This window comes from Capnocytophaga gingivalis, from assembly GCF_002302415.1.
GTDB lineage: Bacteria > Bacteroidota > Bacteroidia > Flavobacteriales > Flavobacteriaceae > Capnocytophaga > Capnocytophaga gingivalis.
This window is the reverse complement of the sequence record NZ_CP022386.1, coordinates 22,546-46,383: the sequence shown is the minus strand read 5'-3', so window position 1 is coordinate 46,383 and position 23,838 is coordinate 22,546. Positions and strand designations below refer to the sequence as shown.

Annotated in this window: 36 protein-coding genes; 3 read left to right on the top strand and 33 right to left on the bottom strand. The window is 40.0% G+C overall.

Translation table 11 applies throughout. The annotated features are described in order from the left end of the window. Positions 1-5 precede the first annotated feature (5 nt). From CGC50_RS00295 to CGC50_RS00135, 33 genes are all read right to left on the bottom strand, one after another. Positions 6-644, bottom strand: coding sequence for a hypothetical protein (locus CGC50_RS00295; protein ID WP_095909225.1), 639 nt, complete (start codon positions 642-644; stop codon positions 6-8). Between the two features lie 4 nt (positions 645-648). After that, positions 649-804, bottom strand: coding sequence for a hypothetical protein (locus tag CGC50_RS13720; RefSeq protein WP_157909403.1), 156 nt, complete (start codon positions 802-804; stop codon positions 649-651). Positions 805-871: 67 nt separating this feature from the next. Beyond that, positions 872-1,357 (bottom strand): hypothetical protein, encoded by a 486-nt coding sequence (locus CGC50_RS00290; RefSeq protein WP_157909402.1) that lies wholly within the window; start codon positions 1,355-1,357, stop codon positions 872-874. 17 nt (positions 1,358-1,374) lie between these two features. Beyond that, complete coding sequence (locus CGC50_RS00285) at positions 1,375-2,148, bottom strand: hypothetical protein (RefSeq protein WP_095909223.1); 774 nt, start codon at positions 2,146-2,148, stop codon at positions 1,375-1,377. 16 nt (positions 2,149-2,164) lie between these two features. Further along, entirely contained in the window at positions 2,165-2,680 is a 516-nt protein-coding gene (locus CGC50_RS00280) for a hypothetical protein (protein WP_095909222.1), read from the bottom strand. Continuing rightward, entirely contained in the window at positions 2,677-3,189 is a 513-nt protein-coding gene (locus CGC50_RS00275) for a hypothetical protein (protein WP_095909221.1), read from the bottom strand. Before CGC50_RS00275 ends, CGC50_RS00280 begins: the two co-directional genes overlap by 4 nt. Then, on the bottom strand, positions 3,186-3,443 hold the full coding sequence (locus tag CGC50_RS00270) for a hypothetical protein (protein ID WP_095909220.1): 258 nt from the start codon (positions 3,441-3,443) through the stop codon (positions 3,186-3,188). Before CGC50_RS00270 ends, CGC50_RS00275 begins: the two co-directional genes overlap by 4 nt. A gap of 22 nt (positions 3,444-3,465) precedes the next feature. Next, a complete protein-coding gene (locus tag CGC50_RS00265) occupies positions 3,466-3,990 on the bottom strand; it encodes a hypothetical protein (RefSeq protein ID WP_157909401.1) in 525 nt (174 codons plus the stop codon). Continuing rightward, positions 3,987-4,502, bottom strand: coding sequence for a carboxypeptidase-like regulatory domain-containing protein (locus CGC50_RS00260; protein WP_095909218.1), 516 nt, complete (start codon positions 4,500-4,502; stop codon positions 3,987-3,989). Before CGC50_RS00260 ends, CGC50_RS00265 begins: the two co-directional genes overlap by 4 nt. A gap of 2 nt (positions 4,503-4,504) precedes the next feature. Further along, positions 4,505-4,957, bottom strand: a complete 453-nt coding sequence (locus tag CGC50_RS00255; protein WP_095909217.1) for a hypothetical protein — start codon at positions 4,955-4,957, stop codon at positions 4,505-4,507. Between the two features lie 11 nt (positions 4,958-4,968). Beyond that, positions 4,969-5,493 (bottom strand): hypothetical protein, encoded by a 525-nt coding sequence (locus CGC50_RS00250; RefSeq protein WP_095909216.1) that lies wholly within the window; start codon positions 5,491-5,493, stop codon positions 4,969-4,971. A gap of 2 nt (positions 5,494-5,495) precedes the next feature. Then, positions 5,496-5,678: a hypothetical protein gene (locus tag CGC50_RS00245; protein WP_002666746.1), complete on the bottom strand. Its 183-nt coding sequence runs from the start codon at positions 5,676-5,678 to the stop codon at positions 5,496-5,498. Positions 5,679-5,687: 9 nt separating this feature from the next. After that, positions 5,688-6,482, bottom strand: a complete 795-nt coding sequence (locus CGC50_RS00240; RefSeq protein ID WP_095909215.1) for a hypothetical protein — start codon at positions 6,480-6,482, stop codon at positions 5,688-5,690. Then, positions 6,479-6,736 (bottom strand): hypothetical protein, encoded by a 258-nt coding sequence (locus tag CGC50_RS00235; protein WP_095909214.1) that lies wholly within the window; start codon positions 6,734-6,736, stop codon positions 6,479-6,481. The genes CGC50_RS00240 and CGC50_RS00235 overlap by 4 nt, the downstream gene beginning before the upstream one ends. Next, positions 6,729-7,100 (bottom strand): hypothetical protein, encoded by a 372-nt coding sequence (locus CGC50_RS00230; RefSeq protein ID WP_095909213.1) that lies wholly within the window; start codon positions 7,098-7,100, stop codon positions 6,729-6,731. The genes CGC50_RS00235 and CGC50_RS00230 overlap by 8 nt, the downstream gene beginning before the upstream one ends. A 91-nt stretch (positions 7,101-7,191) precedes the next feature. Continuing rightward, positions 7,192-7,740: a hypothetical protein gene (locus CGC50_RS00225; protein ID WP_155813426.1), complete on the bottom strand. Its 549-nt coding sequence runs from the start codon at positions 7,738-7,740 to the stop codon at positions 7,192-7,194. 32 nt (positions 7,741-7,772) lie between these two features. Beyond that, complete coding sequence (locus CGC50_RS00220) at positions 7,773-8,285, bottom strand: hypothetical protein (protein WP_002666883.1); 513 nt, start codon at positions 8,283-8,285, stop codon at positions 7,773-7,775. A gap of 2 nt (positions 8,286-8,287) precedes the next feature. Continuing rightward, positions 8,288-8,512, bottom strand: a complete 225-nt coding sequence (locus CGC50_RS00215; RefSeq protein ID WP_002666724.1) for a hypothetical protein — start codon at positions 8,510-8,512, stop codon at positions 8,288-8,290. A gap of 17 nt (positions 8,513-8,529) precedes the next feature. Continuing rightward, on the bottom strand, positions 8,530-9,891 hold the full coding sequence (locus CGC50_RS00210; protein ID WP_095909212.1) for a hypothetical protein: 1,362 nt from the start codon (positions 9,889-9,891) through the stop codon (positions 8,530-8,532). Further along, positions 9,884-11,650 carry a hypothetical protein gene (locus CGC50_RS00205; protein ID WP_095909211.1) on the bottom strand — a complete coding sequence of 589 codons (1,767 nt, stop codon included), beginning with the start codon at positions 11,648-11,650 and terminating at the stop codon, positions 9,884-9,886. The genes CGC50_RS00210 and CGC50_RS00205 overlap by 8 nt, the downstream gene beginning before the upstream one ends. Before the next feature lie 5 nt (positions 11,651-11,655). Next, the gene (locus CGC50_RS00200) at positions 11,656-12,774 is read right to left on the bottom strand and encodes a hypothetical protein (protein ID WP_157909400.1); all 1,119 of its coding nucleotides are present in this window, start codon (positions 12,772-12,774) and stop codon (positions 11,656-11,658) included. A 333-nt stretch (positions 12,775-13,107) separates the two neighbouring features. Then, on the bottom strand, positions 13,108-13,368 hold the full coding sequence (locus CGC50_RS00195; protein WP_157909399.1) for a hypothetical protein: 261 nt from the start codon (positions 13,366-13,368) through the stop codon (positions 13,108-13,110). Between the two features lie 3 nt (positions 13,369-13,371). Then, complete coding sequence (locus tag CGC50_RS00190; protein WP_095909208.1) at positions 13,372-13,650, bottom strand: hypothetical protein; 279 nt, start codon at positions 13,648-13,650, stop codon at positions 13,372-13,374. Positions 13,651-13,901: 251 nt separating this feature from the next. Further along, positions 13,902-14,288 (bottom strand): protein-export chaperone SecB, encoded by a 387-nt coding sequence (locus tag CGC50_RS00185; protein WP_095909207.1) that lies wholly within the window; start codon positions 14,286-14,288, stop codon positions 13,902-13,904. A gap of 3 nt (positions 14,289-14,291) precedes the next feature. Then, a complete protein-coding gene (locus CGC50_RS00180; protein ID WP_095909206.1) occupies positions 14,292-14,684 on the bottom strand; it encodes a hypothetical protein in 393 nt (130 codons plus the stop codon). After that, positions 14,674-15,219 (bottom strand): hypothetical protein, encoded by a 546-nt coding sequence (locus tag CGC50_RS00175; RefSeq protein WP_095909205.1) that lies wholly within the window; start codon positions 15,217-15,219, stop codon positions 14,674-14,676. The genes CGC50_RS00180 and CGC50_RS00175 overlap by 11 nt, the downstream gene beginning before the upstream one ends. Before the next feature lie 164 nt (positions 15,220-15,383). Beyond that, positions 15,384-15,635, bottom strand: a complete 252-nt coding sequence (locus CGC50_RS00170; protein WP_095909204.1) for a hypothetical protein — start codon at positions 15,633-15,635, stop codon at positions 15,384-15,386. An 8-nt stretch (positions 15,636-15,643) separates the two neighbouring features. Beyond that, a complete protein-coding gene (locus CGC50_RS00165) occupies positions 15,644-15,898 on the bottom strand; it encodes a hypothetical protein (RefSeq protein WP_095909203.1) in 255 nt (84 codons plus the stop codon). Then, a complete protein-coding gene (locus CGC50_RS00160; RefSeq protein ID WP_095909202.1) occupies positions 15,888-16,277 on the bottom strand; it encodes a YopX family protein in 390 nt (129 codons plus the stop codon). Before CGC50_RS00160 ends, CGC50_RS00165 begins: the two co-directional genes overlap by 11 nt. Positions 16,278-16,412: 135 nt before the next feature. Continuing rightward, positions 16,413-17,582 carry a DNA cytosine methyltransferase gene (locus tag CGC50_RS00155; protein WP_095909201.1) on the bottom strand — a complete coding sequence of 390 codons (1,170 nt, stop codon included), beginning with the start codon at positions 17,580-17,582 and terminating at the stop codon, positions 16,413-16,415. A gap of 2 nt (positions 17,583-17,584) precedes the next feature. Beyond that, entirely contained in the window at positions 17,585-20,422 is a 2,838-nt protein-coding gene (locus CGC50_RS00150) for a hypothetical protein (RefSeq protein ID WP_095909200.1), read from the bottom strand. A gap of 83 nt (positions 20,423-20,505) precedes the next feature. Continuing rightward, a complete protein-coding gene (locus CGC50_RS00145) occupies positions 20,506-20,823 on the bottom strand; it encodes a hypothetical protein (RefSeq protein WP_157909398.1) in 318 nt (105 codons plus the stop codon). A gap of 287 nt (positions 20,824-21,110) precedes the next feature. Further along, positions 21,111-21,365 (bottom strand): hypothetical protein, encoded by a 255-nt coding sequence (locus tag CGC50_RS00135; RefSeq protein ID WP_095909198.1) that lies wholly within the window; start codon positions 21,363-21,365, stop codon positions 21,111-21,113. A gap of 125 nt (positions 21,366-21,490) precedes the next feature. On the opposite strand from CGC50_RS00135, the gene CGC50_RS00130 reads away from it, so the two are divergent. The 3 genes from CGC50_RS00130 (at position 21,491) to CGC50_RS00115 (ending at position 23,824) form a co-directional block, all read left to right on the top strand. Continuing rightward, a complete protein-coding gene (locus CGC50_RS00130) occupies positions 21,491-21,889 on the top strand; it encodes a hypothetical protein (RefSeq protein WP_095909197.1) in 399 nt (132 codons plus the stop codon). A 12-nt stretch (positions 21,890-21,901) separates the two neighbouring features. Next, entirely contained in the window at positions 21,902-22,195 is a 294-nt protein-coding gene (locus CGC50_RS00125; protein ID WP_095909196.1) for a hypothetical protein, read from the top strand. 540 nt (positions 22,196-22,735) lie between these two features. Beyond that, the gene (locus CGC50_RS00115; protein WP_095909194.1) at positions 22,736-23,824 is read left to right on the top strand and encodes a hypothetical protein; all 1,089 of its coding nucleotides are present in this window, start codon (positions 22,736-22,738) and stop codon (positions 23,822-23,824) included. Positions 23,825-23,838 lie beyond the last annotated feature (14 nt).

Genomic DNA, 23,838 nt, shown 5'->3' with positions numbered 1-23,838 from the left:
GTTGGTTACTTCTTTTGGTTATAAAAATATACACCTGCTCCAAATAGTAAAAACAGGATCACGATATTGGTTGGAGTAAAGAAACCTTTTTTGGGAGCTTCTGTCTTAGGGGTTCCTTCCGGAGAAACCTCTTTTTTCTCTGTTGGTGCTAAGGAGGTTTCCCCTGTATTACTATCCTTTACCTTGGGGCCGCCTTCTGTGTTTTTTTCGCTTATAGTAGGCGTGGTGTTTGTGAGGGGAGCTTGGGTCACAGGTGGCGTTGATGAAGGAATGAGCGTATTAGTTGGGGGCGTCTGAGCAGGTGGATCCAAGGGCTTCTCAGAAGGAATTACCTTGTTTTTCTTTAATTCCGATTCATAATTAGCCAAAAGAGACTTCATGTCGGATATAAGCGAATCTATACTTGCATATAAAGAAGGGAAGACATCAATTACCCAATCTTCCATTTCTTCATTTTTTATAGTATTCAATTCTGCTAATATCCCACTATAATACTCTATCGCAAGAGTATAAGTAAGGGCAACATCATTGTTAATAATGAAAGGCGGAATTTTCTTTTTATACTTATCTAATGTTTCTTTCTCTTGAGTTACCTTTTGCCAGAGTTCGTTAAAACCTTTTGTGGTTGCATATATAGAGGCCATATTTTTATTGTTTAGAATTTTGTTTATCGTGCTTAATTGCCAAATGTACTTGATACCCTGCTAAGAAAACAGCGGCGGCGGAAAGAGAAAGGGCAAGTATATCCTTTAGGTGAAACTGGTTTACACTTGTACTTTTTTGAGTTGTCTTTTTTTGTGCCATAGTCTGGGGTTATAATATTTATAAAGGCAAAAGGCAGCCCCCGCAACGAGGGCTATACCTATGATTCCTATTCGTTTTTTTTTTCAACAGAAGGTATGTAGCTTATATTGCCCATCAAGGAAAAGGCTTTTTCATAAGCACTATACGGCACCAATGATTGAGCTGCGGCCGCTCCGTTTTCCATCTCTGTAATAGCTTTGGCTAAGGAAATAAAAAACTTACGATCCAGTTTTTTAAACGGCTGGTTTTTTGCGATCTGCATTTGTGCTGCTACATAGTCTATATATTTTCCTGTTTTGTTCTCATGAGGGGGAGCCCAAACAGTAATAAGTTTTTCCAAGGTGTTTTTTCCTCTCTGTATCCATGTATAAGCATTCTTCATCAGAGCACGCAACCCATATTCCAAGCTCTCGAACTGTTCAAAGGCTTTGTTGGTGTCCGTATTAAATTCCTTGGAGATTTTACCTTGCCAAGCGGTGTCGCTCATTCGAATATTTCCAGGGTTATTATTTCTCAGTCCACGAATTGTGGTAAGTCTTCTTAAATCAGTCATATCTATTGGTTTATAGGTTATTTTTTCTTTCCTTTTTGTGCATAGTGATCATACAGCAGGTATCCACCCGTTCCGACCACTATAGCTACACCTACCCATAGGAATACGTTGCTACCTTGGCCGCTATTGGGATCAGAGGGGTAGGGATTTTGTAGGTTAGGATCTGTAAGATTGTCCCCTCCTTGTTGGGTATTCCCTTGTTGGTTTCCTCCTTGTTGAGGGGTACTATCCCCTTGTTTGTTGCCTCCGTTTTGTTGAGTATTTCCGCCACTGGGTTTATTGGGGGGTGTATTGGCAGGTTTTTTGTTCTCTGGCATTACAGGATTTCCTCCACTGGTCATATTTATTCCCATATAGATATAAGCAGTATCATAGGCGTCCTCAGGAATAAGGTGTGCACTGCTCCCCATTTCTATACTGGCAATTGCCTTAGCCATCTTTATATAAAAATCTTTGGTAAATGCCGTAATTCTCTTGTTTTTGTCTACTCCCAAAGCCTTGGACAGGGTAGATTGATATAGTGCTACCTTTTGGGTACCTGCTGCGGGGTGGAAGCGGTGAGAAAATTCCAATATGGTATTTCTCTTTCCCTTATCCATGATTGTACGAATATTGATCATTAAGGCACGCAATCCGTATTCTACAGTGATAAATTCTTCATACTTATCATTACCTTTTCTAAGTGCTTTTGGCACTTTACCTCCCCAATCTTCCCCTTTGTTGGGAAGGTTACCAGGGTTATTTTGGTATAGGGGACTGTTTTTGTATTCGTTTGTTGTAAAAGTTCTCATGTTTACAGCTTTAATGTTATGAAAAAGATTGTTTTAGTGTGTATATTTGTCCGAATCCGTCAATATCTATTTCAAAGGATAGTTTGTTAATAATATCAGTGTATTTTATCCAATCCTTTTTGTTTTGGGCAATCATATCCCATATTTCTCCAGCTAAGGAAATTCCATTAAGCTCTATATATACATCTTCTATATAGGCAGTACCTCCTGCACGCAAGTTTAGTTTGTAAAATTCGGGAAGGGTGGCATAACCTATCTGTTTGCCTTTGAGATAAACCCTCATGACCTTGAGCTGAATAGAGCCGTTGGTATCTATAAAAAAGTCCTCAGCTGTGGGATTGGTCAAAGCAAAGTCCAACCTTAGCCATATTTTGTTCTGAAAGAGTTTAGCTCCTGAATCTCGGTATCTGTGGAAAGAGAACATGATTTTTTCAAAAAGGCGCTTTGCCTGCCCCGCTTTTGCTCTTGCCATGCCGTATATGGCGATTCCCAAGCCAAAAAGGCCTAAGAGTACAATTGATCTTGTTTTCATAATCTTATTTTTTCCTTTATTCTAAAGCCTATCCAAAACACACCAAAGAGGATAGTTCCTCCTCCGATAAAAGCTAATATTTTAACGAGCTTTGGAACATAATACTGTTTGACTATCTTTGTTTGTTCTACAGCTTTCGTATGAGAATATCCTGAAAACTGTCCTTGGTAGGTGCTTTGTCGCGCACCGATATTCTGATATACTACTAACTGCCCTTTGTACCTATTGTAATAGACCCCTTGGCTGTCTTCTCCTTGTTGCCTATTGACAGAGATTTGTTGCATGATCTTGCGTACCTCCTCGTTACACAAGCTGTCACATTCGGGCTTTATGGTTCGTATTTCAGGGATATTGATATACACTGTATCTCGCAAAGGCACTTGTTTTTCTACAAAAATGCTGTCTATACGTGTCCTTTGGGTAACCTCTTGGCTCTGTTGTGTCTCCTTAACCGATTTACAAGCAACTGCAAGGAGAGAAAGTAAAAGGGATAGTAAAATATTTTTCATTTGGTTAGGGCATTAAGGCGTTCTTCTAATTCTTTTATCTTCTGCCGTAGGAATTCGTTTTCTTTAACAAGTTCCTCATATCTTTTTTTGTAGTCTTCGACAAAGTGGCCATACGATGATTGTATTTTTTCTATTACATCAGCTTCTATGGCATCGGTTTCGGCACGTCGCTTGCGGCGCTCAAATAAAATTCCTAATAAACCTCCTCCGATGAGGGAGGAGAGTATTGTTACTACATGTTCAAGGGCTATCATAATTGTTTTTGTCTTTAGTTTTTTACTGTTGTAGTGCTTGGAGGTGACCTGTAAATTTGTATTTTATGATTACATCTCCATACCCAGCACTTTTATCCTTGTGATATAGGTTCCACTCTCCTTCGGGAGCGGTACCTAAGGCTGTAGACATGTACTCAACTCCTGGTGAATCATCAAGTTTTTGAAGCAACTCAGCGCCTGTTATATTGGGATTATCCAACATCTCCAAATCGGTCGCTTGGTGAGGATAGTTTTGTTTCCATGCCCCCTCTAACCTAAAGCCAGGCAAGGACGCCCATACGACTACATTTTTCACCCCTCCGTCGAAAACAGGAAGAAATAGCTCTATCTCTTGGAGGGTAGGTAGCTTGGGATCAAAAACAATCTCCTTGGTAGTGATCTTTCCTTCCTTAGAATCCGCTCCTGATAGCAGCACAGCTGCATATAGCGTTACTTTCTTAGGTGCCTGATTATTCCCTTGGTTATTCCCTTGATTGTTTCCCTGATTGTTACAGTTACAAATCATTCTATGAGGTATGCCGATCATAAGTTTACTTTTTTGCTTACTTTTTGGGTTTGTGAGTTGTTAAGTGTAGCTATAAGCAAACCAAATAGAAGTATTCCCCCGCCTAACATTAGTAGTTTTGCGTCCTTTAGGTTTTGGTTATAGCTATTCTTTTGAGTTATTGTTGTTTGTGGGTTAAAATATTTTTGTATAGGGTTTTCTTTCTTCGGCTGGGTAGGGGGGAGATTCTTTTCGGGCTCCTTCTTGGGAGCGGTAAAGGTAAGCTCGTCCAATTCCTCGGCAACCTCCCTGAGTACCACTGTAGGAAACTTGCTGGAAGTTTTGGTAATTGGCGAGGATTCCATGGTTTGCCTACCTATAAAAGAAAATACCAATTGGCTCCCTACAGGTGCTGTGAGCTTGTATATACCGTGACTATCTGTGGCTGTTCCCTGTATAGGTTGGCTGTTCTTGACAACTACATTGACCCCTAAGAGTGGTTCCCCTTTTTCATCGGTAACCTTACCGGTTATAAATCGTGTTTCTGTCTTCATCGTTAAAAAAGATTAGGGTATCTGTCCTTGACTTGCTGGTATTGGCTTTCGTCTAATTCTTCCTTAAACCATTCCTTGAGGGTGAGCATTTTTCCGTTAGAGGTTTTTATTTTACCAAACAAACGGTTATAGTAGGCCCTTTTACCAAAGCGATCCGATACTATTTTCATTTGTGTTTCGTCTAAATTACTCATTACCTCCAAGATTTTATTAAAATCAGTACCTGTGTCCTTCATGGCATTGTGTAGCTGTTGGGCATACTCAGAGACCAATTCGCGATTGTTGGCAAAGTCCGCAATAAACGCCCTATAATCAGGGTCATTGAGCTTGTTGTAATACTTACCATAAGCGCCTCCACCATTGGGGATTGCAGGCTTTTTTTTCAGTAGTAAAGAAAGAGTGATGGTAATGACCCCAACGCCGAAAGCACTCCAGAGTATATATTTCTTTTTCATAGTTATCTGTTTTAAAAAAATGCGCTGCCTACTTGTGCTCTTAGGGCGGCTAATTTGTCTCCGCTAAACTGATCTTGTAGCCACTGGCTCAAGTCCATATCGTTTTTGTTTCCCATAGAAAAGCTCGTCGCTGGGGTACGCTTACCAAAAGCATTGTAAATAGCTACATAGTTATTGTGTCCCATGCCGCGCAAGGCATTATATACTGTGTTGTAGTTAGCCCCTATGCCATGCAGCGCCCTATAGATCATATCCGCCTTGCTTTTGGCCAGACCTGCGCTAATAGTAGCCGGCTTTTGGTTAGGGTCATAGTCCATCTTTCTAAATCTGTTTTTCCAATACAAGTTGTAGAACAACGCCCCGCCTATGCTTATTACTGTAAAGCTGATTAGGACAAGCCCTACATTGACAGCAGTTTTTGCCTTGCGCCCCGCAGCCTCTATCGCTTCGGGGTGATTATCTAAGTATTTACCAACAGAAGTAGCTGCAACAGTGGTAGCTACTCCCTTGAGGGCTGTTGTTTTCTTTCGTGGCATGGTTATACAAATTTTCTAAGAAGTTTTTCGTTGGCTACAAATTTTTTACGAAACTTTTCGTTAGTAGCGATTTCGTGGAAAAGCGCTAATGTCTTATCGTCCAAAAGCGCAATGGCTTGTAACTTTGCTTGGCGCGCTTGTGCGTCAATAGGATTGTTACTGTTAATTTTTATCGTTATTTCCATTTTTACTTGTTATTTAGTTTCATATTTACTTACTAATTTGCTTACTTCTTCGTAAAACTCTTTGCTTTCGAATACTAAATGTAGTATTTTGAGCATAAAGCTGTCTACCTCTGGGGAGGTCTGAGCAAATTCCTGAATAATGACCCCTTTTCCTTCGGGTACTTGGGGCAGCTCTCCGTCGGCCCCTTGGAGACCTGTAGGAGCGCCCCCCTTGAAAGCACCCATAAGCATAGGGAGATTTTGAACAATACCCAAGAGCATTTCGTTATTACCCTTGGCTTTTGCTTCGCTGAATTTGTCGGCTAAGCGTTCTTCCTTGAGGGCGGCAATCTCTTGTTCTAACTTTTCGTTTTTCTCTTTCAAAAACTTATTTTCTACCTCCAAGCGTCCTTGATCATGAGCTTTCACATGCAAGTCCATCATCTGAGGAAAACTAAGCCCCATCAGTCCCATTTGCCCCATGGGCTGTTGTTGAAGGGGGGCAGGGGAAACGGTGGCGGGCATAACTTCGGGGGTATCTTGTGGTGGAGTTTCTTCTTCCTTGGGGCCAAGTATAAAAGTTTTTGGGGTGGAAAAGCTCCTTGTTGTATTGCCGAGTTTTCGTCTTTCCTCGACGATAATTTGGCTAATTCCCTCCGATACTAAGGAGTTAAAAAAGGCTTCCACGCTGCCATATTTCTCTACAAAGCGATCTGCCGAGAAAGAACGCACCAAAGGCTGCCCCGTTTCCTTATTAATGACTGAGATAAGGATACTGGGAGAGTTTTTAAGTCTGTTAATAATATCAATGAGTTCTTTTTTCATTCTGTTCTACATTTTTGTAAGGCACGATAATCCAAGATGGCTTCCCCTCTGCCATTTTCAAAAGAGATTTCTAAATCAATATCAGAGGCAGTTCCATCACCTTCCAAAAGGTAATAATCACCCTTTTCTAATGTTCTCTCACGGAAATATACCTTACTTTCTCCTGAATTGTAGAGGGTAAGGGAGGTAACACCTTTTAAGAAAAATGAGGTGTTGGAGTATATTTTCTGAGTGTTCCACTTGCTTTTATTCATTGCCGCAGTTGTTAAAACGAGTATCTTCGTATATAAGGATCAGTTGGCCTTTAAAATCTTTGTTGGCCACAGGCTCCTCTGTAGTGATTTCCAAGGTGTAGGTTTTTCCTTGTGTCTGAAAGTCCACGGGCTTACAGCCTGTAAAGTAGCAACTCTCACGGGAGCGATAGTTGCGAATATGCTGCATTTTGGAAATGTAAGTGCCATCATCTGCTTTTAGTCCAGCGTTGGCCACAAATTCATCGCCTTTGTTGTGGTAGATGAGTAAGCCAATCACACGGCCTGCTACAGGAGTGATAAAGATGTTGTTTCCTTTCTCTCCTACCTTGATGTCTATGTTATATACTTCTTCTTTGGTGTGCATGATTTTTCTTTTTAGTGAGTTAGGGAATAATTATCAAAAAAGCCTTGCCTTAGCGACAAGGCCTTTTCATTGATAATTATTAAGAGAAAAATTAGTTTGTGAAAAACTCAAATCCTCTTAGCTCGATACGTACGAACTGTGTTTGTGAGCTTGGTACGCTGGCTCCTTGTGGGAACTGCCAAGAGATGTTGATTTCCTTTTCAGGAACGATCACAGGAGCAGAGGCAATGCTACGGAAGCCGTTGTCTTCTCCTTCGGAGATCTTGGTATATACCAAGTCTGATACAGGCAATACCAACAAATCTTCGTCCTGAGAGATCTTTAGCTCAGAGTTGAGAATTGCGGAGTTAGGCGCTCCTTTCCAATCTGATTCATGCAAGGAAGTAGCCTTGTCTTCTATGAGAACACGGATCCCGTCGATAACAAAGTAGCGACCTTTGTTGAACTTGTTGGCGTCGAAAGAGGTATCCCCTACGAGCTTTTTGGTGTTACTGTCGATGAGCAACACTACAGAGCTTTTTCCCTTTCCATCGAAGGTAAGGTACTGAGTTCTGTCCATCACTTTTGCGTTGCGGGTATCTACACCCATTGCAGTAAGAACGTGGTTGGAACGTTCTAATTGAACTTGTCTATTGTCCATTTTTAATCTATTTTAAAAGGTGAATCATTCAGTTATACATAGGATTCGCGAGGGGTGAATCCTGCCAAGGGGTTACGCCCTTGTGTGCTTTCTTGAGCTTGGGAGGTGCTGTCATAGGCAGAATAATCTACCTGATCATACACTGGGGTAAACCATTCAGGCTGGTCTACATAGCCCAAGCCTTCTTGTTGTTCTTGACAAGGGCAACCAAGGCCTAAAGCACGTTTTACTGTTGTGCCAGCAGTCGCTGAGGTAAATTCGCGCGCTAAGGAAATTCCTTGTGCTCCTGCCATACCTACAAAGGCACCACGCAAAGCGTTAGCCGATGTGTCATTGCCATCTACACAAGCCAATCCCAAAAGGGCAGCCGCTACGGCACCTCCTTTGACCAATTGGCGCTTGGACTTGTCTTTCTTTTCGTCGCCAGAAGGCTTTTTAGTAAGCTCGGCTACAAGCAGGTTAGAGGCAGCTGCTCCTGCCACTGCGGAACCTCCTGTTACAAGGGCTCCTGTCAGATTTTCCATTTTAGGTTTCTTAAAGTTCATTTTTAAGCCTTTTTAGAATTAGAGGAGGCAAGAGCGTAACCAGCTACAAAAGCTATGGCTACATGCCACCATTTCAGTTTATAATTAATTGTTTGTTGTTCGTTTTCTTCTTTTTGGCTCCGCTGAGGCACCGCAATATAAATTACTTTTGGCGGCTCTTGGGGCGCTGGTATGTCTACTTTTTCCACTTTCTTCGCGGGGGTAGGCCTTGGCATACATGGGTGCATAATCATTCGTTTTTGGGTTATAGCTGTGGCAAATAGCGAATACCTGTATTAAAGTTGAACAAGTCATTAACCCCTTTGTTCACTAATAGTACATGGTTCGTACGTGCCTTGGTCTCATAGTACAATAGCTTTTCCATTAGGTTTGGCTGTAGCATATTGCTACGCTGGGTTAGCTCTTTGCCTGTGGTCATTGTCTTGAGGTCTACCCCTATAGAGAATGGGCGCTTTTCCTTTTCTAAGAGGGCGAGCCCTTCTTGTATCTCAGCGTCCGAAAGCTCTGGTACTTGCAAAATCTCTGTAGAAGGAATGGAAAACCTACTGAGACGCTCTTCAAAAGTTCCCTGTAGGGACTGCTTCTTAAAGCGTGCGTAATAGTCACATACAGGCGATGTTGTTTGTCCTCCTCCTATGAGTACCTTTCCACCGAAAGCGGGGTCGCCTTCGCGCCCTGATGGGTCAAAATTCAATGAAATATTCTTAGCAAAGAAATTCCAAAAGCGCGCAATCACACATTCCTCAGAGAGTGTATAAAAATCCTTCTTGGAGAACACAAAGTAATTGCTTACATTGCCGGCATTCTTTAGCGGTTGGCTATGTGCAATCTGTCTGTTATTGAGACAGAAGTAATGATAAAATATCACACTTAGTCGCTCCTGACGGGTCTGATATGGATTATCACTGCCTACTCCTGCCGCGAAAGGTATTCGAGTACCTCCGCTGTTTACGGTGCTTAATCTCTCTGCCAAAGAGGTATCTATTCCTATAGAGTGATCAAAGCCAATAAAAGTAGAGGTCATCACGCCGCTTTCTGTTCTCTTCTTCTGAGCAAAGCGCATAGGCTCCACTGTTAGGGCATTGGTGCCATGAAAAGGTTTTGCCTTATAAAAATCGACAAACTCAGGGCGTGGGTAATACAATAGGTTCACCCCTTGGCCAATTCTATATAAAAAAGGAACAGAGAGCGCATAGGTCAAGCCATAGGCAAACTCGCTTCGCATGACATTGTATACACTATTGATATTCCTGCCGTTCTGCTGAGGCGCATTGTCCGAAAAATTCTTTTTCCAATACCAAAAATGAAAATTGGCAAAAGAGGCTATCTGATTAGCAATACTCCAAAGAAGGGTAGTAGCTGCTATAGGCTTGAGGGCTCCTGCGGCTTTCATGGCCGATTCTACCCCTTGGGGGAGCCTTCCGGTGGCTAAGGCCTCGCGCTTGATACTCTCCAAGTCGCCAAAGCCTTTGCAACGCTCAAAGAAAGCCGCATTGTAGGAGTTCATCACTGTATGGACATTCTTAATAAGCGCCCGCAAGCGAGGGGTAAACTCATACTTTAGGTACTGAAAATCTCCTTGAAATTCTATATTTACATTAGCCATTTTCTTTCTTTTTAGGTTGTTGATCCTTCAACATATAATAGCCAGTTCCTATGGCCAAGATCCAAAGCCACCAGAGGCTTTTTTTCTTAGGCGCTTGTTTCTGTGGGGTCTTATTCTCCGCCTGTAGGGTATTGGCAGGCGCTGAGGGTTTCACAGGTGCGGGAGCTGTGGGCGTATTCGGCGCGGGCTGTGGCTTGGGCTGCTCAGGTGTGGCATTAGGCGCAAGCGGCGCAGGTGCCGGAGCTGGCGGCGTGGCCTTCGGTACAGGCGCTTTTACACGCTCATCGGTGTAGCCATTAGGGACTTCCACTCCAGGAATTGGCCTATTAGACCTCGTGTCTGTTTCCCCAATAGCGTTGGTAAAGGCAGAGGGGCGTTCGATTTTCTTTAGGTTGAAATCCTCGTCATAATCATTGAGGTTAATCTCAAACTTTTTCAGTGCATAGGCAGCTCCAGGAGAGCCCCCACGGGCTACACTCTTACAGAATCCTGATCCAGGTTTTCCCTTATACTGCTTATCATGGTGCGCCTTGGCGTCCTTGAGTACCTTAATCACATCTTGCGCGGTAGCATTCTGGTAAGGGGGTACTTTGTTGGCAAAGTCCTGTAATACCCTATCCATTCCCTGACATTTTTGGGAGAGGTAATCCCCTTCCGTTAGGTTTCTGTTCTGAGCCGCTTTAGGGTCAAACGGCATGTTCCAGTTATAGCTATACTCTGCCTTGTCATAGGCAGGGGCTGTATTCATCCAGTTTTTGAACAAAAGGCGATCGGCTTCATCAGTCGTTAAGTATCCGTCAAGTTTTAGCGTCGAAATTTGTTGTTTTCCCAGTTCAAACAGACCCTTTACTTCGTTGGGGTCATTAAGGACTTTTTCAAGAAAAGAGGCCTTGGGGGAGGCAGCGTCCTTGAAATCAGAAAAGGTAATGCCTGCGCCTTCGTATTCAGGCTTACGCTTGAGCTTTATGGCTATCAGTTCAAAAGTAACATCGGTGAAAGGATCTTGTAAATCTATAGGAGCCTGCCTTACTTTTAGATCATGGAGGTCTCCACTGAAAAGGCTATCTCCGAGATTTACAGGTATTTTTTGATATTCTATGTTATATACCCGTTCGTAAGTTTTTATTTTTCCTAAGAAATTACTTTTGAGAGCTTGTCCGAGGTCTCTTAGCTGATCCAAGTTTGCTTTGGTTTCCTTGCTGCTCCAATCTTTGCTCCTTTCCTTTAGAAAAACAGCCTCATAGATACAAAGTCCCTTTAGCGCTGTATTCATCATAGTTTGTACAGTCTCATCCAAAAAATGAGTAGAGGAAAGCATGGAGGCTAAACCTCCTCGGTGCTTAGGCCTTCCTTGTTCGTCTGTCTCTCCTGTTCTCTCTCCTAATACACTATACTCGTAATAATTGCTGATCTCATTCCAAGCACCCTCGGCACGATCCTTGTCCCAAGCGGATTTTTCATTGAACACTTTTAGTTCCACCAATACCCTAATGACTAAGGCAACAGCGGCCAACACCCACCCTACAGGGTTCCATGCATTGGAGAGCGCTCCTACAGTAATGAGCCCTACCACAAGGGCTGACATCTTTTCATGGACTGACATGGCCAGCTGGGCATGTTCCTGTAGATTGTTTTCATACTCCGCAAAAGTCATATTGATTACAGGGTCATAATCGGTCTCCACAATCTCGGCCCTGCCAGGAGGGGCATTAAGTCCCTGTTGTTTTTCTTCTTGAGGAAATAAATGTACTCCCTTCATGGCTTTTATTTTTTGTTAGACATTATCACTATTGCCAAGATTCCTAATAATCCCAAACCTCCTGCCACATACAGAATAGTATTATCTTTTGGTTTGTTAGGCTCATTGTAGTTATTTCCATTTGGATAATATCCCTGAGTTCGGCGCTCGGCGTCTGCTATTCGACGCTCGGCGTCTGCTATTCGGCGTTCGTATTCCTCTTTTTCCATTCTCAATTTCTCAGCTTCCTGACTCTTGCCTATTTTGGCCAAGCGATCAGCTTCTGCTTGCAAAGCCGCACTAAATTCGGCCTGTTGTCGGCGGATCACATCCGAATTGTCACTATAGACAGGGGGAGGGGCGGCGTCGGTGCGCCCAGAGCCATTCCCAAAATATTTTTTGTATCCTTCGTATAATGACCCTGTAAAATTCAATAGGTCATTACCAACTTTATTAGCTGTGCCTATTCCCTTATGAAACTTTCCGTCTTCATAATTCTTTCCATTGCCAATTGCTCTTAGCCCCTTAGCGTGAGTAAATCCAAAAAGCGCATTCTGCGCGCCGTTAAGTCCTATATGTTTCATAGCTGTTACTATTTCGTCTGCTTTTTCGGAAAATAAGGTTTCTTGCATAGTAGGTATGGTGCCATCTATGACATAATACCCTTTGTGTAAATCATTGTCTTTCTGAGAGGCAGGCACCAATAAGTATACATGCGAATACTCGTCGGGGTATTGACTAAAAGGCTGCTTGATCTGCCTTACATAGCTATTGTACCCCATGGCTTTAAGTATTGCCCCTGCCAGTATGGTGTAGCTCTTGCAGTCAATGCCTGAAAAGCGCTGCGCCCACGAGCAGGCAGGAGAGCGCAACTGCTGTACTTCATCATCGGCCTTGTATTGGAAATGATGGTACAGAAAGTTGTGCACATTCCTACAGGTGATGGCCAGAGTACGCCCTTTGAGCGCTTTGGCTATCTTATCACACTGAGAGTAATAGGTGTCAATAGTTGTTACTATCTGCCTTACAGAAAAGAACGTATCGCCATCGCCCAATACAGTACGCTTACAAGCCACTTTCGGGAATATATCCTGCGGATAGTCCGAACGTACTTTGCGGTGAAGCGCTTGGTTTATATTGGGCATAGGCGAAATGATTTTATTGTTACTTTGTTTATCAGCCACAAAGATAAAACAGCCCACAAGGAAAAAGGCAGGATTGGGCACTTTTGGGCAGGATTGGGAAGTCTTGGGCAGTCTTCGTGTTAATATATTCTTAATTTCACGAAGTAAGGGGACAAAAAAACCTCCCCCGTGCGTGTCTTGCGGAGGAGGAAAATGTAAAAAAAAATTGCCTGAGTTTATACGGTTTTATATCTAAAGGTATAGATAAGCCAGCCAAAGAGGTACAAACGTTCCTCGGTATAGAGGAGCTCGCCGCTGGGGCTTATGTAGTGACATTTCTTTGTTCTCATGATTTTAGTTTTTTAAAGGTACAACAGCAAATTCATCACCAGCTAAGGCGTTTAAAAGGTCTTCCTTGGAGGAAAAAAGCTCTTTTTCATCAACATTAAGGGCTGCAAAAAACTTATCTCTAACCAAATAACGGGTTTCAAAATGATCTATTCCTCCTCGATCAGATACTGTGAGGTATATTTCCTTTATCTCAACTTCTTCTATTACTCCCAATTGTGCAAAAAACACACGTTGTCCTACAAAATATAATGTTCTTAAGTCCATAGCTTATAGATTTTGATTAGTGAAATAAGGGTTAAGCGCCTCGGAAAGACCATTGAGGTAATCGTATGCTTGTAGCACTTCCTCGGAGAGTTCGCCGGAGGCTGTGTCGCAATAGCGCAAGTGCAGGCGGGTAGTTTCGTAGATTAGTATACGCATATAGCGGGTAAATTCCCGTACGTGGATCTCCTCGGCGAAGAATTGATTGACCGCTTCCACGTCAAAGCAGTAAGTGCTGGGGCTACTGTTATTCACCACAGCGGGATTGGTTTCTTGTGATAACATAAGATATAAAAATAAGGTATCCGTGAGTGGGTGCTGTTATCACAAGGGCTTACGCTCATTGCTGTATAGCATTACTGCTATACGACACCTTCACGGATATATCGTAAAAAATATATTTTGCAACTTTAAACAAGTGTTGCCCTCGTGATAACGGTGCAAAGGTACAACTAATTTTGGAATAAACAAGGGAAAAACAAAAAAACTTTTACGTGAGGGGTGAAAGTTTTTGTAAAATATTGTGTATGAATATTTTATTTTTTTTCTTTGGAAAAATTGTAAGCTGGTAGTATAAAAGGAGGAATACCTGCGTTGATAGTAAATGTAGAGAGAAAAGAACGCATAAACGGAAACGCTATTGCTAAGGAATTCACCTCTACAAGGTCAGAGGTTTTAAACTCTTCATCAATAGGCGCTTCTGTACCAAAAACAGCTACAAATTGCAAGCTCAAATCAAACAAACTATTTTCAAATTTTCCATCAAACATAACCATATAAACCTGCTCCTGCTCATCATCAAAATTTACATAAGGAGAAATACTTACTTCTGTTTCTAATGTTGGTTCATTACTATGCTTACGCTTAAAGGAAAGATTTTGTACAAAGGTCTCTTTTAAAGATATTTTAAGTTGTCGCTTCATAATTTACGCTGCTTTTATAGTATTTTTAAGTTCTGCTTGTGTATTATTTTTAAATTCTACTTGTGTATTATTGTTGTTATAAGTATAATTTATTTCTTGGGCACAAGTAATAGCCTTAGCATTAGGAAAATTATCTGCCAATATAAGTAAATTATCTGCTAATGTAAGTACTGAATTTGAATTATTAAAAAAGACAGGTTTAGGAACTTCATTACCTGTAATAACTGTATCAGAAAAGCAAATTTTTCCCTCCATCAAGTCCAAAAATTCGCCTACAGTTAGCTCATTTTCATCTTGTGGCTCAGCTTCTATCTCTCTAAGAAGTTTTAAAAATTCTTCTCTGTCTATATTTTTTAAACTTTCTTTGAAAGCCTGTAAATGATTATTATGTGTCATAACTGTATATTTTTCTTGAACCAAAATCTATTTTATTTTTAAAAAAGTAAAAATAAACACCTCCTAAGTAGGTAAAATTCTTTTTAGTTGAGACAAACCTAAAAACTTCTTGTCTTCCTCTTGAAAAGCATTCATCTTTGACCTTAATTGCTTTGTAGTTAAAAGTGATTTTGCTTCGGTATATTACCTTAAAGATCTTACTTAAAGGTAATTTCCTCAGATTTACCAAAAGCTCTGTTTGTATATTTTTTATGATTTCAAAAAGCGCTTTCTGCCCCTCTCTTTCATTTAAGTTTAAAATATCTTCCTCCTCTATATCACATTCAAATTCAACAACAAAGTAAGAGTTTTTATAATGAACTTTTCCCCAGAGTTTTGCTTGTTCTATATCATCTTCCCAAAGATAATATCCAGGACCTAAGAATTGATATTTTTTATTTTGTGGGTTATCCTCCGCCAAAAAAGGAGCGTTTGCCAATACAGAAGCCTCTCCATTTTTTCGGCTACAAGTATGATGTAACACCACTTTTTTCATATTTGATCAAACAAAGTTATTATATTTCGGGGGCAAAGATACAAATTATTTTCCATATAGCAATACAAAAATTGTACCAAAGCGCAATAGTTATTAATAGGTATTGCAATAGAGGTTAATAGTTGTTTATTAACTATTGTCTAAACAGACAACGGTTGAAGCGGTTACACTTTTAGTGTCCTTGTCTTTATCTCATTTTGGAGTTCTTCCGAGAGGGTGTAGCCATTGGGCAAGCCGTAGAGTTCTACAAAGGTCAGAAACTCCTGACGGCTTACGTTCTTACAGTAGGCATTGGCTTTAGGTCTGTACTGCTGGATAATATCGTTGATATAGGCACGTATGTTCTTCTCACTGTACTGGGAGAGGTACAGGGAGAAGAGATCTTTTTTTGTTTTTATGGGTTTGAGAATTTTCATTTAGTTGTTTAGTTTTGAGCGTGCAAGTTACTCATTTTCTTGTAAATATGCAAATAAATTTCGTATATTTTTAGCTGAGCTTCTTCATTGGTATAATACTCTTTGCCACGCTGAATCTTGCCGTTATCGTTCACCTCAACGTATAGCGTATTGATACGGTTAGGAATCGCACCTGCATAGACAAACACTCCATGATCAACACAAAAGCGGTGAGCGTCAAGGTAAAGTTGCATATTGCGGTTAAACTCCGCTCTACTTAGCATAGGCTTCAAATATAGCTTGGTTATCGTACCTATTGCCAATGACCTCAATATCATTCTTAAAACGCTCCCACCAACTGAAAGAGAATTGATATAGATTGTACAGAAAAGGATCGTTCCAATCCTCCAAATGAGCCAAGCAAAAGCCCATTACGTCCTCGTTGTAGCATACCAAGCGTATTTTGTACCCCTCAGATAGATTGATTTTCAGAAAATCCCCCTCGTAGATTTCTTCCCCATGGCAGTCATGTAGGCCTGTGAACTGGGTGAGGGTGTCCCTATCAATCTCTGTAAGATCAAAGACAGAGAAAGGAACTAAAGGAGCTAAGTTATATATCCACTCCCCGTTTTTTGTTTTAGCACGGAATTTTATGGTTTTCATATTTCTATATTTTTTCTAAATTGTTTACATTTACTACAACTTTAGATCCACAAACTTCCACATTGTAACTTAAAGATTCATAACTAATGTAAGCAATACTAATAATTATACCCTCCTTATTCAGATTGATTATTCTTACTTTATCGCCTCTTTGAAAGTAAATACTTCTATCTTTTTTTTCCATTGTTCTATAAATTTTAATCGTTTAGCAATCATTGTTACTATATCCACGGTTACGGCGTTACCTATGAGCTTGTATCGTTGTGTCTTTGAAATGCGCCTTATTTTTCCGTTATAATCGCCATATTGTGTCCAGTTGTCGGGAAAACCTTGCAGGCGTTCACATTCGATTTCCGTGAGGCGGCGCACGCCATTAAGTAAATTATTCTCTTGAAAGGCGTTACTCGATATGGTAGGGCAAATAGTGAGGTCAGCACCTTTATTTTTTCCTCGCGAACGTTGCTTTATAATAAAGGCAGAATTGTGTCTCGTTAAAGCTGGACTTATTCCCCTTACATCAAACACTCTATTCTGTTGATAGGGTTGTCTGCCGTTGGATTCAGTAGAAGGGTTTATCTGTATCACGGTCATATCGGAATGTAAGCCTCCTGAGTGTCCGCCGCCTGTGAGTGTGGCTGCAACCTTGGGGACTATATAAGTATCATTACTCCCCATCTTGGAGTAGCGGGCTGTTATTGTTCGTGCAAGTGAAGTTTTGAAATTTCTACCTCTCCAACCTTTTTCCCTTGCCTTTCTGTCAAGTAATTTATCATTTTTTCCGATAGGAAATACTCCTGGGACACTTCGTCCTGTAAGATGTCCGACAAGGTATATCCGCTCTCTATTTTGGGGTAGTACCCAGCTTGTATTAAGCAATTGCCATTCGATTGTATAACCCCCAATGTTGGCAAGCGCTTGGAGAATTGCCCAAAAGTCTGCGCGAGCGTTTGAGGAGAATGCTCCCTTAACATTTTCCCAGATAAAAATACTTGGTCTGAGCTGAGCAATGAGGGCAATTGCTTTTTTGATAAGGCTACTTTTGGCTCCTGCGAGCCCTGCACGTTTTCCAGCAAGTGAGAAATCGACGCAAGGCGAACCGAAAGTGATAATGTCAATGTCTGTAAAGTCTCCTCCGTGAAGAGTGGTAATGTCTCCGAGGTTTTTTGCATGTGGAAAATTGTATTTATAGTTAGCAATAGCGTGTTTGTCGATCTCACTAAAATAGTGCTCTGTGAATTGGTAACCTGCTCTCTGGAAGCCCAGAGCAAAGCCCCCAATTCCGCTAAAAAGGTCAATAATTTTCATATCTAAAAATCTATTTCTTGACTTAGGTTATCAGTTATATGTGGAGCGGGAGAGGGCGAAGGTTGCGTAGGCTCTTCTATAGCGGGTATATCCCCCAGCTGCTTACTATCTATATAAAAATGCTCTAAGGAATTGCCATTTTCGGTTTTGCGCTTAGCCTTCTGTAACTCCCATTTATGGATATTACAATACTCTTGTAACTTCTTGTACACTTGGTAGGGGGTGTATTTGTTCCCCAGCTCACCGATTGCCTCTCGGACAAATTCAGGTTTGTTAATCCAGTGATTGAGTTTTGCCTCATCGGCGAAATAATCATTGAAGAAGTTCAAGCAATTATCCCCAATAGAAAGCAACGCACGTCTGTTCTGTAAGGCTTCCAAAGGTGCCATAATAGGCTGGTCGCATGATAGGTAAAACTGCAAGCAGTTGAACAGAAAATTATAATCAGTATTCCACTCCTCCGCACTGTAATCACTATTCATTATATCACGCCCGCCAAAGTCATCGGAAATCTTTCGTGAAAAGAGGTAATCATTCTTAGGGGTTTTGGCGTGGTAATAGTCTCCATTTTGGTAAAACAACAAGCGGCGCACCAAAGAACTTTCCTCAAAGTCGGGAACATAGTTAGTGGTAGCTGCCATTTTAGGGCTTCGCTCAAAGGGAATGTAATAGATCTTTCCTCCCTTGTGGTTGGCTTCAAAGTCCCCAGTTACTTTATTGTAAAAGTCTCGGAAATCCTGATTGAAATTCATATCGTCCAAGAAAACCAAACGTGTCTTTTCGGTTACCTTATCGTAAGGGAACTTGTTATTGCCGAGTGTTTTCCCGTCAATGTATTTACTCTTTAGCATTTTGCGAATGCCATTGACCAAAAAAGACTTTCCCGTACCTCCGTAGGAACCATTTACGCTGTTTCCTCCCTTGTAGTCAGTGCCTATTACGATAAAGCTCTCTGATTCTCGCTTGTGCTGGTGTAACATATAGCCCACACAGTATATTTTATTCATTAGGTGCAATTCCTGTTCGTAGTTTTCTGCTTCGGTAAGGTTTTCGCTGGCTATTCCAAAAGGGTTTAAGTCCTTATGTTCTTCGTTAGCGTCCCTCTCCCAATAGATACGACTGGAATTAATCAATACTTTGAAATAATTGCTATCCTTATTAAGTATCTTGATACGTGTACGCCCCTGCTCATCGGTGTATTTTTCAAAAAAGGGAGTTAGTAGGGATATGTTATGGTTGATGATCTCATCTTTCCAAAATTGCACCTTGAGCGCTCCCGAATATTTGTAGGAAGCAATACTGTCCTTCTGTATCTTTATGGCTTCGTTGGCAAAGAAATACCACTGATACGAACGCCCGTAGTTAGTAATGTCTTTGTCAAATATAGGAAGCATTTTAAGGTGTGAAGGTTGGAAAGCTGCTGCCGAAAACACTCGGTTGCGCACCTGCTCATTATATACCTTGTTGTCAATCCATTCCAATACATATTTCTTAATATCTGTACTGAGTATTTTTTCTAATTTGCCCTGCTTGAGGCTGACAAATTCGCATTCGTCCTCTTTTTGCTCAGAATAGTTGGAAGCAAAGGTATAAAAGCCCTTGAGGTGTAGAAAGTGAATGATTTTAGTAGGATTGAACTGTACAGTACCCTTGTCAGAGAACGTCCAAAAACGGAAGTTAAGCGCCTGATTGAGCATTTTGGCGAAGATAGCTTGAAGAATCTCCTTGCCTGCATTCTTCTCACGGCGCAACCAGTCGGCAAAGTCTTTTTTCTTGGAGTATTTCAGATCCTTGGGCAGCCAAACCAGCTTTATATCTAAGAAGCTATCGGCTATCTGTACCGCTTGCTTAACGCCTGTTTCGTCCAAATCGGGTATGTAATAGATATTTTTGGCTATTTGGGAAAGCTCGTAATACTCCTGACTATTGATTACCTCCGTTTCGGAGTTGAACCAAATCACATCATACCCCAGAGAGGCAATATTAATGCCGTCCGTGCCTCCTGTAGCGATGATTACTGTTTCCAACTTTAGTTTGTCCAATTGAGCCAAAAGATCCTTTTTCGTCTCACTATTTCTTACTGTTTTCAGATCCTTGATAACTTGCTGTATCGTTTCATATTCTACCTTTTCAAAGAGCCGATCCCAGCCATATATGATACGTTTGCCGCTTTTATCCCCAACAAACGAATGTTTGTGTATAAAAGCGTCTCCTTTAGGGGCATAAGGTTGGTATATCTTTACATAATCCCCTTTGTCATAACCAAAAATAGGAAAATCAGCATTGGCAATAGTTGTTTTTTTGTATTTGTTACCCTTTTCATTAACTCCGACAGTCTGGTAGCTCTCTATTTCCTTAAAAACATATTCCTTTAAAAGCTCCTCTGTATAGAAAGGGAACAAGCGTTGTAGTAGTTTCTTGTTTTTGTAAGAAGAAGAAAAATTGACTGTCCAAAAACCTTCGTCCTCCTCCACATTAGAGGAAAATTCCACCGTGGGAGTTACCTTATTACCCTCAGGAAGTGGCACCCCATATTGGCTACATAGTTTTTTCAGAGCCTCCCAAAAGGTACAATGATCACGCTTTACCACGTAATCAATCGCATTCATACCTTTATTTTCTACCCCGAAATCTGTAAAGGTATAAGGGGCAGGGCCTTTATCACTTGTTTTTTGGTTAATATGGCAGGAACCAGTCTTATCCTCAGTACGTACGGCAAAACCTTTGAGGCGTCCACGATTGCGCGCTATTTCAGAGGCAAATTCGTCCTCAAAAAACTGACGGCCGTAATCGGTTGCATTCCAAAGTTCCTGTTTGAGTTGTTCTAAGTTGATGTCCATTGCTACCCGTTTTTAATAGCCACTGAAAAAGAAAGCCGTGCCTATATTGCGCAGAAGAACACGGCTTTTCAGTAGCTAATGGATTAGTGTTTATTGCAAAATATATTTATAAAATCATCTATGAAAAAAGCGGCTTTCACCAGTTGTAGACGCTCAAAATAACGCTCCAAGTCAGATTGTTTGTAAGAGAGATAACAGATATTATGAGATCCTACAATAAATAAAAACCAATCCTCAGGCATTTTCTGCTTTAAATCGTCTAATACCTTGTAAGATTCAAAGATAAAAGAAAAATGCACCTGCGTTTTCACTATTCGCTGGGTGATATAGGTAATACCTTCTGTATTAGAGAGTATTTCCACCAATTCGTTTATATGTTCTTGCATGTTATTCTGTATCATAAAACAATCTTATAAGTAAAAAAAGAATACAACTCCAGTAAAATATAGCTATTAACATCTATCAATGTTTATCAATTGGTCTATAGGAAGCTGTAATAATTCACTCAAAGCCAGTAAAAAGGAATAATGAGTAAGTTTTTCACTATCTTTTTTGAGCCAATCCTTTATTGTGCGATACTTTTCACTTGTTTTTAGGGACAAATTGGTGATAACAATATCATTAATCTTTTCCTTTATAGAAGGCTTTAGGGTAACTATTACTTTCTGCGATTTTATCATTTTCAATATTATATTATCGGAGTTATTGTAAAGGTGTCAAACTTTACTACATCATCATCAGTCTTTAATATCCTTTGCGAAAAGGCTATCTTATATCCATTTTCAGAAGCAAATTGTACAAGGATATTCTTAAAAAAGACTTTTGTTAAATTTAAATCAATCTCTCCAAGTACCTTTAGATACTCTTCGTCAAAAAGGGTTTCTTTACCTTCCAAACGGTTAACGTTATTCTTTAACCATTTTGTAATTTTTTTCTTATTCATTTTTTTCTTGTTTAATAAATATTTACGTATATTTGCACTTAATAACCGTACGTAATTAAGTACGTTTTTTTAGGTCTGTTTCGTTGGGCAAATTTACGAGAGATTTTTAAATAAAACAAATTATTATGAGAGAATTTTCATTTGTAAAGCAAAATATTTTGTATTTTATTAAAAAACAGAATATTAGCAAATATGAATTATATCAAAAAACAGGTATTTCTAACGGTGTTTTGTCTCAAAAGGGAGGAATGAGTGAAGAAAATACGATTAAATTTCTCTCTTTTTATACAGAAGTTTCAGCAGATTGGTTATTAACTGGTAAAGGAGAAATGCTTAAAACTTCCACGCAGAGTATTACACAAAATGGGAATACCAATGTAAATAATGGGCATAATGTATCTGGACAAGGAAACATTATAAAGCAAACCAATGATGAGCTTATGGAGATCATTCGCGAGAAAGACAAGCAAATCGCAGAGAAGGACAAACAAATCGCAATGCTCATTGAGAAGATAAGTAAATAAAATATTTTAATTATGAATAAAGAAGAAGTTTTTGCTTATAATAGCATAAGAAATCACAGAAAACTAACAGATAGAGAACTAATGGAACAAGTATATGAATTGCTTGTTGCTCTACATATGAAAATAGACAAGTTAGGACTTCAAAAATATAAGGAAATGGAAATTGAAGATGGAGATATATGGCAATTTACGAGACCTTTCAGTGATGAATTCATCTCTAAAGATGACAAAACTGACAATTTAGAAGAAACACTAACAGATACTAAAGAATTCTTTCAAGAGCTTTTCAAGGTTCCAGAAGATTAATATCACTTGGTTTCCAAAGTTTCCAAAGTCAAATAAGCGAAAATTTTTGGAAACCATTTTTGGAAACCACTTTACCCCCTTTTATTATACCCTTTTCTCTCTTTATAATATATTGATATATAATAATATAGAGAGAAAGAATAAAGATAACAAACACGCCCTTTTCGCTCTGGTTTCCAAAGTTTCCAAAAATATTAGAAGTTTGAAGGGGGTGTATAGGGGAAGCGGGGGGATGCGCCAAAGTCGTACCCTTCGGGGATCTTTTTAAAGCGGTATAGGGCTGCGCCCTATGGCATTTTTTTGGCAGCCAGAGGCTGCAACTGCGAACGGCTTTAAAACTGCGAAGGGAGGAGGAAAAACCGCAATTTCTTTAAATTTCAGCGATTTACAGAAACAACTAAAACAACGATACTGTGTCAAATCTGTGTCAAAAAACTTATATATAACTCAAATAGTCCTTAAATAATTTATTGATAATCAGGAACAAAAATTAAAAATAATGATTAATCTTTGTCCCTTAATAAGGAAACCTTCAGATCTATGAATAAATATTTATCTTTTCTACTCCTAATTATCCACACTTGGACAAGTACTGCCAATATGGCAAAGACTTCTATAGATGGGACATTTCATTCCTCCCTCATTCTCACCAATGATTGTACAGTCTCTTATGAAAAAATTACCGCTCAAATTCTTAAAAATCCTCACAAAGAAGTTCTTTATAAATACATCATTTTATTCAAGATAAAATATAAGATTAACGCCCCTGCTAACGAGGCTATGCCTCTGGTATTTATGGCTTCCAATTATCTACAAGACCATAAAATTTTTGTCAATGGAGAAGAACTCACTTCCATTCCTATAGATGAAAAACAAAACTATCCTTTCCTGAGGAAGGAGGTTATTACAGACACACTACAGCAGAGCAATTCCTCTGTAGAATTCCACACTTATACCAACTACTATATCACCTATGATAGTAAGGAGAAAAAAAAAGTGGAGCTTTCTGACCTTATTCATTTTATAGCTCCTCTTAAAAAAGGTGAGAATACCATAGAGGTCAGTTATACTGCCTTTCCTGAGGTACTACGAGATGATTTTCTACCTCTGTATGACCTTGAATATAGCACCTACCCATCTAAGTTTTGGAAAACTTTTCCTGAAATAGAAGTTGAAATCCATTTCCCCAAGGAATTAGAATTCGAGCAATCCTCTATGGAAAAAGAGGAATATAGAGTAAGTGACCAACTTTTTCAAGGAAAGATCAAGGATATTACCTATGGTAACCACTATTGGCGATTTTCTCCTAAACCTTCTTGGTTTGGTCGTATCGTCCTTACAATAAACCCTTTAGGATTCGGGGCTATTCTCTTTTTAGTTGCCGCAGGACTGCACATTTATACTATCAGAAAAAAAAGCAAATGGGGCTTATGGTTAGGTGTATTCTTAGCACCCCTGCTTTTCTATGTAGGATTTTTTGCTGCAATCCCTTTTATTGAATGGGTTTTAGGCCGTTCAAGCAATCAGGGATATGTTTTTCTTATAGCTTTCACTTATCCTATTTTTCTTATATTCTATGGGATATTCACTTTTATTTACTACCATCTAAAGAAATCCAAGGGATTTTAGTAATTTTGCCCATA

Coding starts and splice junctions, on each gene's coding strand:
- CGC50_RS00170 (WP_095909204.1), bottom strand. CDS start 15,635: ATGAAAATTCTCAAACCCATAAAAACAAAAAAAGATCTCTTCTCCCTG.
- CGC50_RS00115 (WP_095909194.1), top strand. CDS start 22,736: ATGAATAAATATTTATCTTTTCTACTCCTAATTATCCACACTTGGACA.
- CGC50_RS00165 (WP_095909203.1), bottom strand. CDS start 15,898: ATGCTAAGTAGAGCGGAGTTTAACCGCAATATGCAACTTTACCTTGAC.
- CGC50_RS00150 (WP_095909200.1), bottom strand. CDS start 20,422: ATGGACATCAACTTAGAACAACTCAAACAGGAACTTTGGAATGCAACC.
- CGC50_RS00245 (WP_002666746.1), bottom strand. CDS start 5,678: ATGGAAATAACGATAAAAATTAACAGTAACAATCCTATTGACGCACAA.
- CGC50_RS13720 (WP_157909403.1), bottom strand. CDS start 804: ATGGCACAAAAAAAGACAACTCAAAAAAGTACAAGTGTAAACCAGTTT.
- CGC50_RS00220 (WP_002666883.1), bottom strand. CDS start 8,285: ATGAACTTTAAGAAACCTAAAATGGAAAATCTGACAGGAGCCCTTGTA.
- CGC50_RS00270 (WP_095909220.1), bottom strand. CDS start 3,443: ATGATAGCCCTTGAACATGTAGTAACAATACTCTCCTCCCTCATCGGA.
- CGC50_RS00240 (WP_095909215.1), bottom strand. CDS start 6,482: ATGAAAAAAGAACTCATTGATATTATTAACAGACTTAAAAACTCTCCC.
- CGC50_RS00265 (WP_157909401.1), bottom strand. CDS start 3,990: ATGATCGGCATACCTCATAGAATGATTTGTAACTGTAACAATCAGGGA.
- CGC50_RS00185 (WP_095909207.1), bottom strand. CDS start 14,288: ATGAAGCGACAACTTAAAATATCTTTAAAAGAGACCTTTGTACAAAAT.
- CGC50_RS00285 (WP_095909223.1), bottom strand. CDS start 2,148: ATGAGAACTTTTACAACAAACGAATACAAAAACAGTCCCCTATACCAA.
- CGC50_RS00225 (WP_155813426.1), bottom strand. CDS start 7,740: ATGGACAATAGACAAGTTCAATTAGAACGTTCCAACCACGTTCTTACT.
- CGC50_RS00295 (WP_095909225.1), bottom strand. CDS start 644: ATGGCCTCTATATATGCAACCACAAAAGGTTTTAACGAACTCTGGCAA.
- CGC50_RS00210 (WP_095909212.1), bottom strand. CDS start 9,891: ATGGCTAATGTAAATATAGAATTTCAAGGAGATTTTCAGTACCTAAAG.
- CGC50_RS00125 (WP_095909196.1), top strand. CDS start 21,902: ATGAATAAAGAAGAAGTTTTTGCTTATAATAGCATAAGAAATCACAGA.
- CGC50_RS00200 (WP_157909400.1), bottom strand. CDS start 12,774: ATGCCCAATATAAACCAAGCGCTTCACCGCAAAGTACGTTCGGACTAT.
- CGC50_RS00255 (WP_095909217.1), bottom strand. CDS start 4,957: ATGAAAAAGAAATATATACTCTGGAGTGCTTTCGGCGTTGGGGTCATT.
- CGC50_RS00190 (WP_095909208.1), bottom strand. CDS start 13,650: ATGTTATCACAAGAAACCAATCCCGCTGTGGTGAATAACAGTAGCCCC.
- CGC50_RS00260 (WP_095909218.1), bottom strand. CDS start 4,502: ATGAAGACAGAAACACGATTTATAACCGGTAAGGTTACCGATGAAAAA.
- CGC50_RS00155 (WP_095909201.1), bottom strand. CDS start 17,582: ATGAAAATTATTGACCTTTTTAGCGGAATTGGGGGCTTTGCTCTGGGC.
- CGC50_RS00215 (WP_002666724.1), bottom strand. CDS start 8,512: ATGCACCCATGTATGCCAAGGCCTACCCCCGCGAAGAAAGTGGAAAAA.
- CGC50_RS00130 (WP_095909197.1), top strand. CDS start 21,491: ATGAGAGAATTTTCATTTGTAAAGCAAAATATTTTGTATTTTATTAAA.
- CGC50_RS00250 (WP_095909216.1), bottom strand. CDS start 5,493: ATGCCACGAAAGAAAACAACAGCCCTCAAGGGAGTAGCTACCACTGTT.
- CGC50_RS00275 (WP_095909221.1), bottom strand. CDS start 3,189: ATGAAAAATATTTTACTATCCCTTTTACTTTCTCTCCTTGCAGTTGCT.
- CGC50_RS00280 (WP_095909222.1), bottom strand. CDS start 2,680: ATGAAAACAAGATCAATTGTACTCTTAGGCCTTTTTGGCTTGGGAATC.
- CGC50_RS00205 (WP_095909211.1), bottom strand. CDS start 11,650: ATGAAGGGAGTACATTTATTTCCTCAAGAAGAAAAACAACAGGGACTT.
- CGC50_RS00160 (WP_095909202.1), bottom strand. CDS start 16,277: ATGAAAACCATAAAATTCCGTGCTAAAACAAAAAACGGGGAGTGGATA.
- CGC50_RS00290 (WP_157909402.1), bottom strand. CDS start 1,357: ATGACTGATTTAAGAAGACTTACCACAATTCGTGGACTGAGAAATAAT.
- CGC50_RS00180 (WP_095909206.1), bottom strand. CDS start 14,684: ATGACACATAATAATCATTTACAGGCTTTCAAAGAAAGTTTAAAAAAT.
- CGC50_RS00235 (WP_095909214.1), bottom strand. CDS start 6,736: ATGAATAAAAGCAAGTGGAACACTCAGAAAATATACTCCAACACCTCA.
- CGC50_RS00145 (WP_157909398.1), bottom strand. CDS start 20,823: ATGATACAGAATAACATGCAAGAACATATAAACGAATTGGTGGAAATA.
- CGC50_RS00135 (WP_095909198.1), bottom strand. CDS start 21,365: ATGAATAAGAAAAAAATTACAAAATGGTTAAAGAATAACGTTAACCGT.
- CGC50_RS00195 (WP_157909399.1), bottom strand. CDS start 13,368: ATGGACTTAAGAACATTATATTTTGTAGGACAACGTGTGTTTTTTGCA.
- CGC50_RS00230 (WP_095909213.1), bottom strand. CDS start 7,100: ATGCACACCAAAGAAGAAGTATATAACATAGACATCAAGGTAGGAGAG.
- CGC50_RS00175 (WP_095909205.1), bottom strand. CDS start 15,219: ATGAAAAAAGTGGTGTTACATCATACTTGTAGCCGAAAAAATGGAGAG.